The organism is Allokutzneria albata, from assembly GCF_900103775.1.
GTDB lineage: Bacteria > Actinomycetota > Actinomycetes > Mycobacteriales > Pseudonocardiaceae > Allokutzneria > Allokutzneria albata.
The window spans coordinates 5,137,806-5,154,723 of record NZ_LT629701.1 but is presented as its reverse complement, the minus strand read 5'-3'; the positions used below and the strand labels follow the sequence as shown (position 1 = coordinate 5,154,723).

The window sequence follows — 16,918 nt, the reverse complement described above, 5'->3', positions numbered from 1 at the left end:
CAAACCCGGAAGGTCCCCGAATGGGTGACTATCGGAGCAGGTGCGCTCGTTATGCTCGATGGCGTGGCACGGTCACTGGCAGCGGAGCAACGGATCAGTCTTATGGGACTGCTCGTGCTCGTGACCGGTTTCCTACCGTGGTGGAGTGTGCGCTGGACCTACAGCGAGGGCACTGCGCACGGGCAGCGCACGGCGACCGTCTCAGCGTGGCAGGTCTCTACCATATGGACGCTGGCGCTCCTGCTCGCCGCTGCCGCGGCAACGGCGTGGGCGTGGTGGTCCTGGCGCAGCGGCTGTCGACCCTTGTTGGCCACGGTCGCAGCATTTGCCTGCATCGTGCTGGCGGCGGTCATGCTCGTCGCCGAGCGCGGTAGCCCGTTGTCCTCATTGCCTGGTACCCGCCGCTTCGAGTGGTCCATGTCGTTTACTGACGGCCCGATGCCAGAGAATCACATCGCGCAGTCGTGGATGGTGCGCGACCAGCTGCTCACCTACGACGATGGCCATCTCACCGTTGGCACCGCGTGGGGATGGTGGATCGGACTCGCGGCAGTTATTGCAGTCTCCGTGCTCCTCGCACTGCGTCTGCGTGTTTTGTCGCGCGTGACCGGTGACATGTAAGGGGTGTCGGCAGCTCTTTCCCGGTATCGCGCGCTTCGCCTGCAGCCGATTGCTGAAGCTTCGATGACGCCCGATCAGGTCCCCGCCTGCAACTGGCGTGGTAGAAGCTCGCGCGGCTGGTGGTGACATTCTCCTCACGCTGGGATCTCGTTGGTTAAACCCAGTGCGCATTGCTGATTCACGGTTGGTACCGTCGCCGTGAACGCCTTCATCTCACCTTGTCCTATTCCTAGGAGAACGAGCATGGCCCAGCGCACGATCGTGCAGTTGATTGATGACCTCGACGGCACTCCTTCCGAGGACATTTCCCGGATCGAGTTCGCCCTCGACGGGGTGACCTACGAGATCGACCTCAGCGACAAGAACTCCGACACCCTGCGCCAGGCACTCGCCCCCTTCGTGGAGGCGGCACGCCGCATCGGCGGCCGTGCCATGCGCGGTAGGAGCGTGCGCCCGGCTTCGGCGGGGCGAAGCAAGGAAGAAACCAAGGCGATCCGCGACTGGGCCAAGGCCAACGGACATCAAGTCTCTGACCGCGGCCGCATCCCCAGCACCGTCATCGAGGCCTTCGAGGCCGCGCACACCGTCTAGCAGCTACGTTCACCAGGCGCCCCTTATCCGTCAACGACGCCGGGCGACATCTGCCCACCAAGAGATTGTGCGCGCTCGACCAGGGTGTCCGGTCATACAGCTCGCCGCCCCCCGTCAACGATTGCCGAGCGCGGGCTGGTCAGGGCCGATTCGCATGGCAGTGCTGAGCGTCTACTCGATGAGGAGGGCACCGGGAGGGCCATGCCGGAACGTCGCACCAACCGCCCGACAACTACACGACCGCGCAGTGCGGTGGCGACCGAGCGCTCCCGGTCGCGGGGAAACGCCTCCTACGTCCACAAAGAAGCGCACGGTGGTGAACCCCGGGCGTGGCTCGGATGACGTACCCGTCTCCGCCCAGGCGCGCTGCTGGGCGGAGACGGGCGTGGCGAGCCGAACGCGAGAGCATCGAGGCGCTTGAAGCAGTGGAGTTGTGAGCAGCCAGCCGCCTGTAATTCTGGCTAGCTGGCCTGCCAACAGATTACGTGCTCGACTGCATGGCAACGAAACCCAGGCCTGAATTCAGCGGAGACCGTGGAACAAGTCCAGGATGCAGCCCAGGGTGTCCTCGGGGGAAAGCGCTAGCGAGGCAAGCGTCTCCGCGAAATCCAGTGCGCCAGCCACCTTCTCGCGCTCCGGGCAACAGATGCTGTTCGGCCCCGTTTCATAGTAAACAAAGTTTCCTACATCCTCTTTGAAGAGGTAGATCATCTGATCCTTGCTACGATCCGGAGCGCCGCATCGGGCGGGAAGAAGCTGAACTGTCAGGTTCTCGTATTTCTTGATTGAGTCGATCAAGAAAAGGAGCTGTGCCCTCGATATGTCGGAATCGGGCAGCCGACACACGTTGTCCAGCGTTGGCTCACAAATGATGTAGTGGTGCTCGATGGCGGGCCGCTTGGTGAGCGTGCCGCGGCGCTCCAGGCGGTGCTTCACCCGCGCTTCGATCATCTCCGGAGTGTTGGCGGGATCCGACATGAACTGTTGGCGCATGAAAGCCACATCGTGCAGCACGCCAGGAAGACGAACTTCATGGCAACCGATGATGCGCCTGGCGTGCCACTCCTGCTCAGCAGGAACCCGGAAATGATTTGCGATGTGCCGAAGCTCGCCTGACCAGTCGTTCCGAGGTATGAGGGGGAAGCGAAGTCGCCAGAGAAGCGAGCACTCTTCCTCATTGAGCTTCAGTCGGGCCATCACCTTCCGAAGGTGGTCTTCGGTGATCTTCCTTTCGCCACGCTCGATCTTGCCATAAGAGTCAGCCTGACTGTTGTTCAGTTGCGCCAACTCCGATCGACTGATCTGACTTCCGGAAATGCTTAAGGCCTTGCGGTGCTGCTTCAAGCGGCGTCCCAGAATGGGAATATTGAACCGGTCTAGTTCCGACCAGTTCTTGATGTCGTCATCCGACAAGATGCTCTCCCGGCACTAGTGAGAGACCATCGGGCCGTCAGGGAAGCTGGTCGCGCAGGGCGGATCGCACCGGCGTGCGGACGATCCGCCCTGCCTCTTCCTGTCGTGCCGGACCTCAATACGACGTTAACCTCAGAAGTCGACCTCTCCGCGGCGTATCGCCGCCACAAATGCTCCCCACTCTTCGCGAGTAAAGACAAGAACCGGGCTGGACGCGAGTGCGCCATCGCGAATTCCGGTCATACCCGCTGGACTGCGTGCCCATTGCACGCAGTTGTCGCCGGCCGACGTGCACGCCGCAGCCTGCTGCCAACCCTCCCTAGAGAACAGCGAGGCGGCTGTCAACGGGTCATATGTCTTTTCCATGATCACCCCCGATTGCTATGCCCTGCTGGACATCGCGTTTAAGCCTGAGCTAGTCTCAGGGGCATTGCAAGCCCGCGAAATCGATAGTGTGAAGCACTGCTGGGCGACGCTGAAGCGGATCGCGCTTCGCTTCGCTCGCGTCAATTACTTCTAAGGTGTCACGCCGTATCGATAGGAGGTACGCACTGACGTGATGGCACCAGATGGTAGCCCCAAAAATATCAGCATTGCTCCAATTGATACAACGCTCGTTTACACTCGGTTACCCTTTCCGTGCTTCAGTGACCAAGCTTCACGTCCTCAGGTCAACAGCTCCTAAACCCGCTTCGTCTCTCGATCTGTCCAGTCAAATCGGCCGATACGAGCGTGAAAAGCGGTGAGTGAGGAGTGAAAGACGACACAGCGGCCCTGCGCGGAGCCAGCCGACGCAAGGTGGCTGACGACCTGGCCAAGCGGTTCCACGAGGGCGAACGTGTGATCCAGGATCTTGCAGCGCGTGTAGATCGACGGCCTGCAACGGTCCGTCGTCTCCTGCGTGAGGCCGGAATCACCAACGACGCGTCGGTGTGCCTCTATGACTCCGACGACGACGTCGCACACTGCCTAGCCGCCCATGTCGCTCAAGGGCGGACGATATCCGAGCTGATGCGCCGAACCGGGCTCGGTGAACGCACCATTCGACGCCTGCTCGGTGGGCTCGACGACGCGGACAAACGCCCCAATCCGGCGCAAGTGGCCAAGATGGTCACCGAGTACCGGGCAGGCTTGGGGATCCGCGCACTGTCGATGAAGACCGGATACACCTACTACGCGATCCGGACCGCGCTCCTTGACGCGGACGTGTCGCTGCGCAACCCCGGGGGCAACTGGAGGGATCGCTCGTAGCTGAACGGCCGGTCTGCTCGCCTCGGCCGCCGTATGTGGCAGACCTGCAGAGGCAGTCCACGCGAGCAGACTGGCAATCCCACTCGCGAGCACGCCTCCGGCTGCTCTCCATCGCCGCATACCGGCCGAGGCGATCACGACCCGCTGCCGTCGGCCGACAGCTAACGAATGCGTCGCGATGATCTCACTCGTTGTGCGGAGAAGGACCGGGTGTCCCTCAGAATTCCACCCGACGCTACTCCATTCGTGTGTGACTGGGTGCGCGCTGTCATCGGAGATCGACGTTATCGCAGGTCGCGGGTAATACCCGTCCTTGCGTAGCGGCGCGGGATACTCGTCTCGTATCATCCTCTAGCGTTGTCTTTCATTAAGGGGATTGACAACTGCGGGTTATGACTGCGGCCCCCTGGTGTCCGCCAGGGGGCCGTACTACCAAGCGCGGATTCATGACTCGAGCTTCCCTCTCATTAGAACGCGGCTGCCGTCATTGTGCAAGTTGCTGCGATGTCAATCTTGACCCTTTCTCGCGGGCGCCCTTCTCACCAGCGCAAACACGGTGAGTCATTCCTTAGCGAAGTCAACTAATACAGATTCAGGCTTTCAGCTCTCCGTTGTCGGGCGTGCGCAGGGTACCCCCATCGGGAAGATCAACTTGTGGTGAGTGGGTCGCGGGTTGAACGCTGAGTGAGTTCTCGCGATAGCCTTCGGATGATCTGGCACCCGATCGGCTATCAGCTCCCCGCTCGCACTTGGATGCTGGTGATTCGAGACTGTGTCGTACCCATATGGTCGGGCGCCTGCGGGCAACGAGATAGGGCAAATGCCTATCCCATGCAGTGCTGTCCGGATAGGTTCATGGCCGTTGCATAAGTAACGAGCACGGGTGCGTGCGCGATACTGGGGCAACTCACAGTTCGGCATTCGCCTATATGTCGCGAGTCGACACCGTGGTCTGACAGTATGCCTGTACCGTGCATGAAAGACACGCCGCTGCTTATGGGCTGCTCACTGTCCCTTCTCAACTAAGACGCACCAGCTATTCGTCTTGGTCAGAGCGACCTCCAAAGACGTGTCGCGCTGACGGGATCGACGTGTGGCTACGGCGGCCTCACTAGGTGATTGCAGGTATGAGCCGAGTGAAACCGCATCCGTCGCCAGAGTTTCTGGAGGGGCGAGCCCGTTCTAAGGGATGTCTCGTAACCCGGTAACGGGTGTCGCGGGCTGATCGTCGATCATGGTCGGGTGCAGGTGATCTCGGCATCGCGGTCGGAGTGGATCGCACCGTTCACGGGCTTGGAGCCCGGGCAGTTCCGCAAGCTCGTGCGCGTTGTGGCCCGGCGAGGTGGTGACGAGATCGCTGACGGGCGTCCTGGCCGCCAGTGGCGGCTCCCGCTGGCCGATCGGGTTCTGTTGGTGGCGACCTACTGGCGGACGAACCTGACGATGCGCCAGATCGGGCCGTTGTTCGGGGTCTCGCACTCCGCGGCACACCGGGTGATCGACAGCCTCGGGCCGCTGCTGGCGCTGGCCCCGGTACGTCGCCGGCGGATCGACCAGATCGCCATCGTCGATGGAACCCTTGTGCCCACTCGTGATCACCGGCTGGCCGCGCGATCGAAGAACTACCGGTACTCGACCAATCTTCAGGTGGCGATCGACGCCGACACCCGTCTCGTGATCGCCACCGGCGACCCGCAACCCGGTAACCGCAACGACTGCACCGTCTACCGCGACTCCGGCATGAAACAGGCCCTGGCTGGCCGCCCGGTGATGGCCGACGGCGGCTATCAAGGCAACCCCGAGGTGATCATGCCGTACCGCAAACCTCGGGACGGTGCTGACCTGCCGGACTGGAAGGAAGACCTCAACACCGTCCACCGCAGTATCCGCGCCCGCGCCGAACACGCCCTGGCCCGCATGAAGTGCTGGAAGATCCTGCGCGACTACCGCCGCGCCGCCCACACCCTGGCCGACACCGCATCCGGAATCGCACACCTCCACAACCTCGCTCTCACCGGCTGACCCCAAGCCCACCAACACCAACACCAAGATCAGTTACGAGACATCCCTTAGCGAGCACAGCGCTCCCGTTGGGCTGCCGCATTCCGCTCGAGGTGTTGCACCGAGCAGCCGCTCCACGGTCAACAGGCTCGCGAGGCTGATCCGCCCGCTGCCGCTCGGTGGCAGGTGGTCCTCCTGCCACCGAGCGCCACACCGCATCGTGCTTAAAGGTCATGGTCTAGTCGTCACCGGGATCGCGACTGGGTTCGTCAGGATCTTCGTCCCGGGCTGCCACGGTGACGGCCGAACACAGAGCTGCTCGGTACGGGTGTAAGCGGCGAGGACCACTTGCTCGGGCCGCCGGGCGCCCTTGCGGTACTCATCGCCCAGGCGCGCGTATGGGGAGGATACGAACGGGCACACCTGGAGTACAGGGCGCAGATTCGTGGACCGGCGCCTCCGCGGCCTCGATGCCGCTCGTGATCTCCACTGCTTCGGGCCGGAAGCCGACCTGCCGTCGCAGTTCCTCGCCGAACGGCAGGCCGCACACTCCGCAGAGGTCGAAGGTCGCCAGCATGAGCTTGCGGTGCTCGGAAACGGTCCCGAAGTCGACGGTGTCCTCATCGCGACCGACGGTGGCGATGACCGGGTAGCCACGAGGATTGACGGGCAGGTGCGCACAGCGCTGCGGGATCGGCACGCCCGCAGGCCCCCCTGCCCGGCGGCGCGGACATGTTCACTGCTCCACTCCCTCCTCGGCTACTGCTCACCTTCGCGGACCGATCCCTTGCCGAGTAACCGTTCCGGGGCTGCGAACGGATCAGGCGACCCAGACGCGCCCACTGCCCGCGGCGACGGTCTGTGCCAGGGCGCGGCCGTGGTTGCTGAACGGCAGCGACCACGCCAACTCCGCCGGTGCGCACGCCGCATGGTCGGCGGCAGCGCGCACGAGAGCGGTGGCGATGCCGCGGCGGCGCCAGTGCAGCGGGACGAACACCAACCCGACGGTCGGGCGAATGTTCTCGGCGGTGGTGGTGTCGAGGTGTCCGTCGGCGAAGTTCAGTTGCGCCGCGCTGGGTTCGTCGTGCACCGCGAGGTAGCCGACGATCCGGTTGTCGCACCGGTAGAGCACGGCTCGGGTGTTCGCGTCATCCTGTTGTCCTCGCCCGCCCGGGTAGGGGAAGGAAACCATGTCGTAGCCCCCGTCGCGCTGGGCGAGTTGTGCCATGCGGTAGGCCGCCTGCCGCCATACGGCGGGCGCGGTGGTCGGGACCACGGCGATCGCCGTGTCCTGGGGCCAGTGGGCAGCCACTGCCGTCGGGGTCGGGATGCCGTTGCTCCACTCGAGGTGACGCCTCGGGTGCTGCTCGCCGCGCTCGTTCCAGCCGCACGGGCATCGGAAGTCCCGGTCCACGCTGTCGGTGGACGCCACGAACTCCACACCGGGCTGCCGGTTCGCCGGGGCCGTGCGGGCGGCGCGCGGTGGGCGAGCGGACGCCCGCGCTCGGCGCGGGGCCGGGGGCGCTGCTCCGAGATCGTGGACGAGCTCGGGCATCGAGGCCCACTCCGGTGCCTGCAGCGTGCCTTCTGCGGTCGCTTGTCCATCGGGATGGTGGTGTTGACAGACCGCGCCGCAGCTCGTGGTTTCCAGGTACCAGCGAGCCACCGCGGGATTTCCGGTTGTCAGCAGGTCCAGGACTGCCAGGGTGACCGCGGCCGTGTCCGGTCGCCACACCGGCGTGGACCAGTACTCCAGGGTCGTCTGGCTCTCGCCGAGTGTTCCGAAGGTGGAAGCTGTGCGGTTGCCGGCTCGGACCGTTCTGGCCAGGCCGTGCCAGGCGAGCGCGGACAACCAGCGGCAGTTCTCCGGAGTGCGGCCGGATTGCATGGGGTCGGAGGGCCAGGGATCGTCTTCCAGTTGGGCACATTTTCTGCCCAGGAGCACCAGGCTGGTGGTGCCCTGCCGGGCGGTCCGACGCGAGCTGGTCATCTCCAGGATCGTCTCGATGGTGGAGTGCCCTGAGGGCAGGGCCTGCTGCTCGGGCGGAACGATGCGCTTGAGTACCTTCTGCAGCGCCGTACGTCGCTGGGACTCGCTCGTCGTCACTGCACTCCTGCCGTGGTGTGAGCACCGGATGCACGGGCTCCGAGGGGACCTGCCGCACCGGAGGTCAGCGTGGCATGTAATGCCTCGGTCGTGCCGGAGTCGCTCTGAACGGTGGAGCCGTCGACCCGGGTGATCACGGTCGTCAGTAGTTCTCTCTCACGTACTCGTAGGTCTTGGTGAACAGCTCGCCCGTCACGGGGAGTCCGAAGCTCTTCAAGGTGGCCCGCAGTTCTTTGCGGACTTTCTTGTCTCCGGCGTCGCTGTCGGTCCATCCGGTGTAGGCGACTTCCAGGACGATCGAGTCGATCCTGGAGACGATGTCCGGCACGATCTTGTGCAGGCCCGGAGGGGTGTTCTCCTCGACGATCTGGGTGAGCGCACCGCGCTTGGGGTCGACGAGGGGCTCCAGCTCCTCAAGGCGGCCTTCCTGGGCTGCCCGGTCGGCCGCGACGACGTCCTGGGCGATCTGCAGTGCCTGTTCCAGGAACGCCAGGGACTCCTCGACGCTGGTGATGGCCTTCTGCCGCAGCTTCTCGATGCGTGCGGCGAGGCTTTGGTAGACCGGGCTGTCGGCCTCTTCCAGGCGGCGCCTGAGGCGGCTCTCGATGCTGTCCAGGACTTCCTGGTAGACATCGCCCGGCTTCGCATCCGGCGACTCGCTCTCCGGGATCGTCAACTGCTCGGCGATCCTTTTGATCAGCTCGAGACCGGCCGCGTCGAGCGTGACGTTCTTCGTCCGGTTCGCGCGCACGGTCACGTTGCTCATGTGGTCGTGGATGAGGTCCTGTGTCTTGGCGCCGAGTCGCTCCCACAGGAAGGTCTTGGACACGTCCTTGGGGCGGATCGACTCGTAGACCTTCGCGAGCCAGTAGTAGGTGCCTTTGAACGGGGCGAGCATCGGGTTCGGGTCGAGGAATTCCCACACCGTCTGGATCGAGACGAACGCCTCGACGAAGGCGTCACGCTGCCGGGTGCCGTCCTTGATCCGCTCGTGCGCCTGCGCCAGGGAGGCGAAGCCGGAGTCGGTCTTGTCGATGCCCGCGAACATCGCGTCGAGTGTGGTCAACTCGCCCGTGAACTTGGCGACCAACTGCGAGACGTCGACGATGTGGAGTTCGTCCGGCTCCCCGGACGTGGGCTTCGGGCCGACCAGCGCTTCACCGATCGCTTTGGCCAGGCCGATATAATCGACGACGCGGCCGTAGTCCTTGCGCTGTCCGGTGACGGGGTTCTTCCACGGACGGTTGGGCCGCGTGATCGTCTGGAACAGGTTCGCGGCCTTCAGCGGCTTGTCGAGATACAGCACTCCCTCGATGGGTGCGTTGAAGCCGGTCATCCACTTCGCGGTCACCACGACGAAGCAGAGCGGGTCCTCGACCTTCTTGAAGCGCCGCTTCAGTTTCTCCTCCTGCTCGTCGGTGAGCAGGTACCGCTTCAACACGGAGGGAGTGTTCTTGGAGTCGACGACGTGCATCACAACGCCGACCTCGCGTTCCTGCCCGTCGGGCATCCGAGCGACCGGGCCGCGACGCTTCAACTCCGCCTCGATGGCCTTCGCGTAGGCAACGACGAGCCGCTGGTTGTAGGCAACGACCTGCGCCTTCTGGCCAAGCGGCGCGACGTAGTTCAGGTAGTGCTCGACGATGTCGGCGCAGACGGCCGCAATCCGCTCCGCCTTGGAGAGCACGATCTCGATGTGGGAGGCCTTGCCGGACAGGTAGACCTTCTCGTCCTCGTCCAGGCCTTCCTGCTCGGCCAGTTCCTCGAACGCCTCGTCCAGATCCTCCTTGTTCAGATCGAACCCCACGGAGCGTCCCTCGACGATCACCGGCTTGGTGAACCCGTCGACGATCGAGTGCTCCATCGTGTAGCGGCTCATGACGAGGTCGGGATCGTCCGGGTCACCGAACAACGTGAAGGTGGAGCGGTCCTTGTCCTTGATCGCGGTCCCGGTCGCGCCGAAGAACTTCGCGTTCGGCACCGCTGCCCGCCACGCCCTGCCGAACTTGCCTTCCTGCGTGCGGTGGGCCTCGTCCACCAGCACGATGATGTTCGACCGGTCGTTGAGGTGACCGGCCTCCGCGAACTTGTGAACGGTGGTGATGACGACCCCGGGCTCGTCACGCTTCAGGGTCTTCCAGAGCTCCCGCTTGGTCGCTGGCACGGACATGCGCGGCATCCCGGCCGTCTCGAACATCTCCGCCGTCTGCCGGACGAGGTCCTTGCGGTCGGCGATGACGATGACGGTCGGCGAGCCGACCCTCGGATCACGCAGCAGACGTGAGGCGGTGAACGCCATCAGTTCGGTCTTCCCGGATCCCTGGTGATGCCAGATCAGCCCGCCTGGTCGGCCGGCGAGGACCTTCGCGTGGATCGCCAGGGCGGCCTCGAACTGCGGGTACCGCGGCAGGAACTTCACGTCCTGTTCGGAGGCGTCCCGGGCATGCCGATACATCGCAAAGTCCTTCAAAATCGCCAGGATCACCCGCGGCGTAAGCAACAGCCGGGCGGCGCGTTCGACACGAGCTGGCCCGGTCAACTTCGGGTCGTCCGTCGTCGAGCCCCACTTCGCCCAGATCTCTGAGTCCGGGTCCGGGTAGCACCGGATCGGAGCCATGCGGAAGTCGAGGCCTTCGGTGGCGACGTTGAAGACATTGGTGGCGAAGAACTGCGGGTACTCGACCTCGTAGGTGCCGTAGATGTCCTTCGCCGCGTTGACCCACGACACCTGCTTCTTCACCGGCGTCTTCGTCTCGACCACGACCAGCGGGAAGCCGTTGACGTAGTAGACGACGTCCATGCGCCGCGGCTTCACCGCCCCCGTGATCGTGACCTCATCGGCGACGACCAGCCGATTGTTGTCGAGGTCGTCAAAGTCGATGAGCCGCCGCGGCACGTGCTTGCCGTCGACAGTCACGAACGAATGATCGCCCCGCAGCATGACAGTGAGCCGCTCATTGGCCGCCACAAGCCCGTTCTGGGCATCGAGGATCGCCTGGTTGATTTCGAACAGGACCATGTCGGCCGACTCCGGGTCCTCGGCAAGGTCCGGGTTTAGGGCGAGAAGCGCCTCGCGGGCCCACGACTCGATGACGACATCGTGCTCGTCCCGAGGCAGGACGATGCCGGGGACATGCTCCCAACCCGCGTCCTCCGCCCAGTCGAGAAGCGAGGTCTGGATCGTGCTTGCCTCAGTGAAGCCCATGCTCAGGACACCTTCGCCAGCAGGTCGTCGTAGGACTCTGGGATCTCGATCTCCTGGTTGAGCAGGGAAGAGAGGAGCGTCGAGCGGAAAGCGCGGAGATCGTTGATTTCGGAGTCCAGAGACTCGGCCCAGCTCCGTAACGACAAGAGCGAGGCATCAACCATAGAGCGATCGGCTGCTACTGGCATTGGAACGCGGATCGAAAACAGTTCCTTGCGGTTTACCTTCGGCATCTTTGTGCGGCCCGACATCTTGACCGCTTGCTCTACCACGGGTTCGAACAACAGGGCCTCGCGCAGCAAGCTCGCTGGGACGCCATCATGGGGGCGGAGAGGATATGCGTCTGCAGAACAGAGGCCGCGGAAACCTGGCAGGCCAACCTTGCGAAGCATTGGACGGATCTTGGAGTAGATCACGTCGCCGGCCTCGAAGAGGTACTTGCCGCTGATAAGTCCGTCCTCGCGGGCAGTTCGTGCTCCGACAATGCGACCGGTGTTTTTCTCCAACGCGTCAACGCCGACATGGATCAGATCGATGTGCTCGTCGAGGCGAGGATCTACAAGTCCAACACGAAGGGAGCACAGGTCATCGAGAGGAGTGAGGGGTGCCTTAGCTAACAAAGTCTCACGCGTCGAGGTGTGCAATTTCCATGCGTGCTTGCTCTCATCAGCCAAGGCCTCGATCTGAGCATCAACGGCCCCCATTGTATCGATAATGCGACGCTGCTCAGCGAGGGATGGCAGGGGGATCGTGATAGTTAGGAAGTCGTTTGGCTTCACGCGCTCGCGCCGTCCGCCCATCCCCGTCGATAGGTTCTGCAACGTGTCCCAGAGATGCTTCGTCGTCGTAAGAAGACGGAAGTAGCCCGGGAGCAGCGACGCCCCGCAAGTGAACGTCGGGAACTCCTGTGATGCATAGACCTCGTGGAGGTCTACGGGTGCAACGGTGATCGCGCCCTCGAAAGCCTTCAGACGGCTGTAGACGATTTGGTTCGGGCCGATCCGATTCAGCGCCTTGTATGCGGTCTCGGAGCCCGCCATCGGCTCGCGGTAGAGTAGGCCACGGCCGCGATTCAGCACCCCGACGATGTTGTAGGCTCGTGTGGGATCAACCTCCACGGCGTTGACGTCAAGCGCTATGAGTTCTCCGAGAGTCGCCTCGTCCCACTCACTCACCGGACACCTCGAACATACTCAGATCGATCCCTGCCGCAGCGAGCCGCTTGAACATTGCTGCCTCGGTATCCAGTCGCTTCTGCCTGGCATCGGCGTACGCCACGAGGGCCGTGCCCAGGTCTGCAGTTTCCTCGGCTGCCACCTTGATGTATCGACCGATATTGAGGTCGAAGCCGTTGTCCTTGATCTCGTCGAACGGCACTAGGCGGACATTTGCGCCACCGTCGTCATCTGGATCTTCACCGGTTTCGTAGGCCTTGATGAGGATCTTGATGTCCTCGTCCGTCATTCGGTTCTGGTTCTTGCCCTTTACAAACCGTGCCGAACCGTCGACGAAGAGGACGTGGTTCTTTCGTTCCGCAGCCTTCTGGTCACGGAAGACGAGGATGCAGGCGGGGATGGTCGTCGAGTAGAAGAGGTTAGGTGGCAAACCGATGACGGCGTCGAGCAGGTCCTTCTCGATGAGGCACTGCCTGATCCGAGCTTCAGCGCCGCCGCGGAACAGAACGCCGTGCGGCATGACGACGCCGACTCGGCCGGAGGTTGGCTTTATCGACGAGATCATGTGTTGGATGAACGCGTAGTCGCCGTTCTTGGCCGGCGGAATCCCGCAGAAAGCGCGCGGATCGGCGGGCCAGCGGTCGGCACCCCAGTCGGTCAGCGAGAATGGCGGATTGGCGATGACAACGTCGAACTGACGCAGTGTCCCATTCGCATCTTTGAACGCCGGAGCACGTAGGGTGTCGCCACGCTTAATCTCGAAGTCCTCGATCTCATGCAGGAAGAGATTCATGCGAGCGATCGAGGCGGTCGTTAGATTGACCTCTTGACCGTAGACTCGAAGCGTTCGGTGATCCTTGCCCTGCTCGCGAACCTGGTTGATGGTGGCTACAAGCATGCCACCAGATCCGCAGGTCGGGTCGTGAACCGACTCACCTGGCTCAGGTCGGAGAACGCCGACAATCAGGTTGACTACCTCGCGTGGCGTGAAGAACTCGCCGGCTTTCTTGCCGGATTCGTCCGCGAAGTTCTTCAGCAGGTACTCGTAGCCTGCTCCGAGGAGGTCGTGGCTTACTGTGGAGGGGTCGAGGCGGATCTCGTTGAAGGCCTTGATGAGGCCGAGGAGGGCCGTTTCCGGAATGCGTTCCTTGTTGCCCCAGGAGGCGTCGCCGAAGACGCCTGCAAGCGAGCGAGGGTTGGCCTTTTCAATGCGCTGGAAGGCCTTGGCGATCTCGGCGCCGAGGTTGGTGACTTCCGTGGTCACCTCGTTCCAGAGAGTGCCTTTGGGCATCTCAAAGCGGTGGTAGTCGGCCTCGATTTCCTCGTTGAGGTCGTTGCCGTAGTCCTCGAGCGCTTCGTCGTGTTCGTAGACCCAGGTGTCGCTGATCCACTTCCAGAACAGCATGGGAAAAACGTAAGTCTTGAAGTCGGCAGGATCGACCGGCCCACGAAGAGCGTTAGCGGCCCTCCAGAGGCGTGCCTCCAGGTCCTGCTGCGTGATGGTCACGAAGAGTACTTCCTCCTGCTCGGCGTCTGACCCCATCCTGCCGTAGAGGCCTGACAGAAGTCGCTTCTGCCTGCCATACCGTGACCGTGAGGCCCAGGGCCGCAGACACATGTGCAGGCTGGTTCGGCCGCCGCGACACGGCCCGCCAGCTCCAGACTCGCTCCAGAGCCGAGGCCACCATGTCGACCACATGCTTGTCACGTCGAAGTAGGTGGTCGGAGCAGTAGTTGTCTGCCTTGCCCCGTCACTCAAACGAAGCTGCAAGTGGCCGACACAGGTGATTCCTTACCTCTTGGATGGAGTGCAGACCTGGATGAGCTTCGCGGCAAGGCTGGAGATCTCGCGACTTGGGCACCTGCCTGATGCGTGGGTCAGTAAGATCAGGCTGAGGTGTCTCGTGAACGTCCCTTCGCCGTTCGGTGCCTGCCTATAGCCGTCTGGATCGTTGAACCAGGTGAAGGTGCGTTTTACCGGGCCAGCGCAGAGTGCCCATGTCGGAGCGTTCTTCGATGTGCTCGGACCACCGCGCGGTACTGGTCGTGCTCTTGACCGCGATCGCCGTAGATTAGGCGAGGTTGACGGCGTGGCTTGTTGGCCAGCCACGGAGCAAAGGGACAGTGACGAACAGCAGGATCGACGGGGTGGCGTCACTTGCCTTGAGCGTCAGTGACAACAGTGGTCAGGTGATGTTTGGAGCCCGGCTTGCCTCGGTGAGTCGGCCGGCGCGGCGGGCAGGCCCAGTTGCCTGGAGGTAGGAAGCTCGTCGAGCAGGCGCTGATGCAGTTCCTGCCTCTTGGCCTACCGCCGCCAACGCGTGGCGTCGAGGCACTGAGCAGTGTGGTCGGCAGCCGGTTCCAGCCGATTCAGGTAAGCATGATTACCGAGTTCAATCGCGCCCACAGCTCGTCAGTCAGGATCTCCTCGCGTAGCGAAAATTCTGGAATGCCTTGTCATATCAGCGAAGCCGACGCACCGGCTCACTTCAGACTGCCCACTTCGTCGATGTCTTCATCAACATGGTGGCGGGGAAGTCCAGTTGACAGTTGTAGGTGGACGTGAAGTGTTAGCTGCGTCGAGTCGGTGTCTGGTGGGGCTGTTGAACGTGCTTCGCTGAGCAGATGCGTGGTCTCAACACGTGCAGTGCCCGCCGTTCGAGCGAGTGTTGAACGAGTCTCCACCGCAACGTCGTCGATTTTCTCTGCTGCCTGGACAATCCGGCGCATCTGGCTGGCGGAGATCCGGAGTGTGACGGTCACGTGCTCTCTGTCCTTGTGCAGGCGAACGTTGAGCTGGGTGAGGCCAAATAGCCTCCTGGTCAGCGCTTCTGGTGCGTCAGCAAGGTTGAACGTCAGATCGGGTAGAGCACGCAAGAGCGCCACATCCGCTGTGGCGCGATGTCTCAGGAGGTTCTTGTTGGTGGTGTCGAACTGGGCAATGGTGGCAAGTGCTGTGGTCTTCTCAACTTCCAGCGCGTTGTACGCGACTCGTAGGGCTTTGGTGAAGGGGTCATCGAGGGGGCCGTCCAGGGCTTGGCGCAGGATTGTGTTCTGCTGCCGTGTTGCCTCGGCCACGTTCTGCTGAAGCCGTTCTCGTTCGGCTTCCCGCTCGCGGACGACGCGCGGATCGGTGCCGGTGGTGTTGGGTCCCAGGATCGTGCGGCGTTCAGGGCCAAAGACCCAGTGGGTAAGGGCGGTCGAGAGGGCGTCGAGGAGTGTGTCTTCTCGGAGGTAGACGGTCTTGGGGTGGTGTGCGTACTTGTCGGGGCGGCCGCGGTTGTTGTTGCGGGGGTTGCACATGTAGTAGGTGGTGTTGTGCCGGTGGTTGCCGCACATGCGTCGTCCGCAGTGGCAGAAGACGATGCCGCGCAGCACGTAGGTGCGTTGTGTCTGCGGGTGGCGGTTGGGTGTATCGCCGTCGCGTGAGCCTTGTTTGGCTCGGCGGGTAGCGGTGAGTTCGTCGTACATCCATTTGGGGATGAGTGGTTCGTGTGCGGGGGAGAGGGACCACACCCACTTGGCGGGGTCGTTGACCTTGCCGTGTCGGGAATGGGAGGCGCGGCGGTTGAACACTTGGTAGCCGGTGTACTTGGGGTTGCACAGGATCTCGTAGACGCTGGTCTTGCCCCAGGCTCCGCGTGCTCGGTGTCTGCCGGCCGGTATCGGTGGCGGGTACTGGGTGAGGTCGGTGTTGAGCCGTTCGGCGATGGTGTCGTAGCCGAGTCCTTCGTGGTAGCGCCAGAGCGCGATCTGGGTGACGGTCTCCGCGCGCAGCCCGTCCGGCTCGAGTCGGGTTTTGGTGTGGCCTTTGAGGGCTTTGGCGGGGTTGGGGTGGCGGAAGGTCTTGGCCTTGTAGCCGTAGGGGGGTTTGCCGATGTTCCAGCCTTCCCGCACGTGGGTGCAGAGCCCACCCCAGGACAGTTCGAGGGTGTTGAGGACTTCGTACTCGGCAACGGACTGGTTGATGCGCCGCTGGAAGATGCGTTGCGCTCGACTGCCGGCGAGGGCGATGGGTTCGTTGGCTGCGAACAGGGGTACCTCGGCGCGCTCCAGCTCGCGTTCGATACGTAGTCCTTCGTAGGCGTGGCGAGCGATGCGCGAGATCGACTCGCAGATCACCACGTCGAACCGCCGCCCAGGATGCTGCGCCTCGCCCAACAGATCCGTGATGCCGCCGTCCCGGGCGATAGGGATGTCGAACCGCTCGAAGCCGGCGCCTTGGCCGCGCTGGTCCAGGGGCATGCGTCCGGACTCGACGTCGTAGAAGTGCGCCACGACCACCCACGACTCAGGTACGGCGCTCTTGCAGTTGTTCAACTGTCGCAACACCGACTGGCGCGGGTCCTGCTGATCCTCGGTGGAGGTACGGCCCAGGAAAGCCACCCGGACTTCGTTACACAGCAACGCCATCGGCACACCCCACGGGGAGACCGCATAGTCGGACAACCCGGACGGCCCAGATGCCGGAGCAGCTGCCAGGAGCGACCCCGCATCGCCTGCTGCTGCAGGTGCCAGTGAGGTGTCGTCTGTTTCGTGGGGCACGCGCATGCA

General features: G+C 63.3%; 12 protein-coding genes. 4 read left to right on the top strand and 8 right to left on the bottom strand.

Annotation, left to right across the window (positions count from 1 at the left end):
* Positions 1 to 63: 63 nt before the first annotated feature.
* Together BLT28_RS22940 and BLT28_RS22935 are read left to right on the top strand one after the other, a co-directional pair.
* Entirely contained in the window at positions 64 to 621 is a 558-nt protein-coding gene (locus BLT28_RS22940) for a hypothetical protein (RefSeq protein ID WP_156051657.1), read from the top strand.
* A 243-nt stretch (positions 622 to 864) separates the two neighbouring features.
* The gene (locus tag BLT28_RS22935; protein WP_030432699.1) at positions 865 to 1,212 is read left to right on the top strand and encodes a histone-like nucleoid-structuring protein Lsr2; all 348 of its coding nucleotides are present in this window, start codon (positions 865 to 867) and stop codon (positions 1,210 to 1,212) included.
* A 522-nt stretch (positions 1,213 to 1,734) separates the two neighbouring features.
* Here BLT28_RS22935 and BLT28_RS40375 read toward each other — a convergent pair.
* Together BLT28_RS40375 and BLT28_RS22925 are read right to left on the bottom strand one after the other, a co-directional pair.
* The gene (locus tag BLT28_RS40375; RefSeq protein WP_156051659.1) at positions 1,735 to 2,625 is read right to left on the bottom strand and encodes a helix-turn-helix domain-containing protein; all 891 of its coding nucleotides are present in this window, start codon (positions 2,623 to 2,625) and stop codon (positions 1,735 to 1,737) included.
* Between the two features lie 132 nt (positions 2,626 to 2,757).
* Positions 2,758 to 2,991, bottom strand: a complete 234-nt coding sequence (locus tag BLT28_RS22925) for a DUF397 domain-containing protein (protein WP_231950882.1) — start codon at positions 2,989 to 2,991, stop codon at positions 2,758 to 2,760.
* 432 nt (positions 2,992 to 3,423) lie between these two features.
* Between BLT28_RS22925 and BLT28_RS40370 the strand changes: the two genes are divergently transcribed.
* Positions 3,424 to 3,876, top strand: a complete 453-nt coding sequence (locus BLT28_RS40370; RefSeq protein WP_156051661.1) for a helix-turn-helix domain-containing protein — start codon at positions 3,424 to 3,426, stop codon at positions 3,874 to 3,876.
* Between the two features lie 1,242 nt (positions 3,877 to 5,118).
* Positions 5,119 to 5,898: a transposase family protein gene (locus BLT28_RS22915; protein WP_081900891.1), complete on the top strand. Its 780-nt coding sequence runs from the start codon at positions 5,119 to 5,121 to the stop codon at positions 5,896 to 5,898.
* A 358-nt stretch (positions 5,899 to 6,256) separates the two neighbouring features.
* Here the strand turns inward: BLT28_RS22915 and BLT28_RS22910 are convergent, their stop codons facing one another.
* The 6 genes from BLT28_RS22910 to BLT28_RS22885 form a co-directional block, all read right to left on the bottom strand.
* A complete protein-coding gene (locus tag BLT28_RS22910) occupies positions 6,257 to 6,577 on the bottom strand; it encodes a hypothetical protein (protein WP_030433555.1) in 321 nt (106 codons plus the stop codon).
* 120 nt (positions 6,578 to 6,697) lie between these two features.
* Entirely contained in the window at positions 6,698 to 7,984 is a 1,287-nt protein-coding gene (locus BLT28_RS22905; protein ID WP_030433556.1) for a GNAT family N-acetyltransferase, read from the bottom strand.
* 142 nt (positions 7,985 to 8,126) lie between these two features.
* On the bottom strand, positions 8,127 to 11,189 hold the full coding sequence (locus BLT28_RS22900) for a type I restriction endonuclease subunit R (RefSeq protein WP_030433557.1): 3,063 nt from the start codon (positions 11,187 to 11,189) through the stop codon (positions 8,127 to 8,129).
* Positions 11,190 to 11,191: 2 nt separating this feature from the next.
* Positions 11,192 to 12,364, bottom strand: a complete 1,173-nt coding sequence (locus BLT28_RS22895) for a restriction endonuclease subunit S (RefSeq protein WP_052408217.1) — start codon at positions 12,362 to 12,364, stop codon at positions 11,192 to 11,194.
* A complete protein-coding gene (locus tag BLT28_RS22890) occupies positions 12,357 to 13,871 on the bottom strand; it encodes a type I restriction-modification system subunit M (protein ID WP_030433559.1) in 1,515 nt (504 codons plus the stop codon). The genes BLT28_RS22895 and BLT28_RS22890 overlap by 8 nt, the downstream gene beginning before the upstream one ends.
* Positions 13,872 to 14,848: 977 nt before the next feature.
* Positions 14,849 to 16,915 (bottom strand): recombinase family protein, encoded by a 2,067-nt coding sequence (locus BLT28_RS22885; RefSeq protein WP_081900836.1) that lies wholly within the window; start codon positions 16,913 to 16,915, stop codon positions 14,849 to 14,851.
* Positions 16,916 to 16,918: the final 3 nt, after the last annotated feature.

Excerpts from the sequence above, each read along its gene's own strand:
- BLT28_RS22935 (WP_030432699.1), top strand. The coding sequence starts at position 865 with ATGGCCCAGCGCACGATCGTGCAGTTGATTGATGACCTCGACGGCACT.
- BLT28_RS22925 (WP_231950882.1), bottom strand. The coding sequence starts at position 2,991 with ATGGAAAAGACATATGACCCGTTGACAGCCGCCTCGCTGTTCTCTAGG.
- BLT28_RS22900 (WP_030433557.1), bottom strand. The coding sequence starts at position 11,189 with ATGGGCTTCACTGAGGCAAGCACGATCCAGACCTCGCTTCTCGACTGG.
- BLT28_RS22885 (WP_081900836.1), bottom strand. The coding sequence starts at position 16,915 with ATGCGCGTGCCCCACGAAACAGACGACACCTCACTGGCACCTGCAGCA.